The organism is Streptomyces fuscigenes (assembly GCF_021556455.1).
GTDB classification, from domain to species: Bacteria; Actinomycetota; Actinomycetes; order Streptomycetales; family Streptomycetaceae; genus Streptomyces; species Streptomyces fuscigenes.
In genome coordinates this window covers 1-1416 of sequence record NZ_JAKGCV010000751.1, presented here as the reverse complement: position 1 = coordinate 1416, position 1416 = coordinate 1, and the positions used below count along the sequence as shown (strand labels likewise).

Annotated in this window: 1 protein-coding gene and 1 pseudogene; both read right to left on the bottom strand. The window is 78.5% G+C overall.

Annotated features, from left to right (window positions below; genetic code table 11):
• Positions 1-515 (bottom strand): annotated as a pseudogene (locus L1885_RS28325) (hypothetical protein); the annotation flags it as partial.
• Positions 497-1222 carry an ABC transporter ATP-binding protein gene (locus L1885_RS28320; RefSeq protein ID WP_235799998.1) on the bottom strand — a complete coding sequence of 242 codons (726 nt, stop codon included), beginning with the start codon at positions 1220-1222 and terminating at the stop codon, positions 497-499. The pseudogene L1885_RS28325 and the gene L1885_RS28320, both read right to left, overlap by 19 nt.
• Between the last annotated feature and the right edge of the window lie 194 nt (positions 1223-1416).

The window sequence follows — 1416 nt, the reverse complement described above, 5'->3', positions numbered from 1 at the left end:
GCCAGGCGGGCCCGGGCGGCCGGGCGCAGCGCGTAGGCGGCCGCCGCCGAGGCGAGAACGGGCACCACCGCGAGCAGCAGCGCGACCGCGCCCGCGGGCAGCGGCCGGTCGGCGGCGAGGAGGTCGGACGCCGCGCCCGCGAGCGGCAGCCCCGAGCCGTCGCCGCGCAGGTGCCAGACCAGCAGGAGCGCGAGCAGGGAGCCGGCGATCGTGGACACCGCCGTCGTCGCCGCCGCGTACGCGGTCAGCCGCACCGGCCCGAGTCCGATCGCGGACAGTCCCGGCCGGGGCGAGGTGCCCGGGTCCGTGCCCGCCACGGCCACCGCGAGCTGCACGGCCGCCGCGGCGGGGATGACGCACCAGGCCAGGCGCAGCACCGCGCCCTGCGGATGGCCGATGGCCCACATGAGGGTGCACAGCAGCAGGAAGCCGACGCCCGCGGAGGCCGCCGCCACCAGCAGGCGGCGCAGCTGCACCAGCGGGCGCGAGCCGCGCGCTAGACGGAGAGCGAGCACGCCTCTTGCCCCTCCCCGTCGGTGCTGGGGGTGTCGGCGCGGCGGCCGTCGAGCAGGCGGACCGTCAGGTCGGCGAGGGAGGCCGTCTCGTCGTCGGCGCCGGACAGCACGACGGTGATGCCGTGCGAGCGGGCCGCGGTCGTCAGCGTCCGCAGCACGTGCGCCCGGTCGCCGGCGTGCAGCGCGGCCGTCGGCTCGTCCGCGAACAGCACGGCCGGCGCGGCCGTCAGCGCCCGCGCCACCGCGATGCGCTGCCGCTTGTCCTGGGGGAGCGCGGCCGGCCTGCTGCGCGCGCAGTCGCCGATGTCGAGCCGCTCCAGCCACTCCGTGGCCGCGGCCCGGGCGGCCCGGTGGGTGGTGCCGCGCAGCAGCAGCGGGAGAGCGGCGTTCTCCCAGCCGTTCAGCTCGGGCACGAGCGAGGGCTCGGGGCCGACCCACGCGAAGCTGCCGGCGCGCAGCCGCTCGCGCCGCGCGGCGCTCAGCGTGTCGATCTGGTGGCCGTCGAACCAGACCTCGCCCTCCTGCGGCACCAGCTGCCCGGACAGGCAGCGCAGCAGCGTGGACTTGCCGCTGCCGCGCGGCCCGCAGACCGCGAGGATCCCTCCCTCGCGCACGCCGAGCGAGACTCCGGACAGGGCGGGGAAGCCGCCGAGGGAGCAGTGCAGGGAACGCGCCCAGAGGACGTCGTTGTCGGGCGGGGCCACCATCGCGTACACCTCGGTTCTGATCGGACGGCCCGTCCCGTACGGAGGCGGACTTCGGAGCAGATCGTCAGGGGCACGGTAGGCAGCGTCGCGCGGGCGGCCGGACAGTACGCGGCCCGGCCGCCGCTCTCTCACCCGTTCGGGGGTCCGGGAGCGGCCGCCGGGCGGCACCCCGCGGGCGGGCGCCCCGCCCCCGC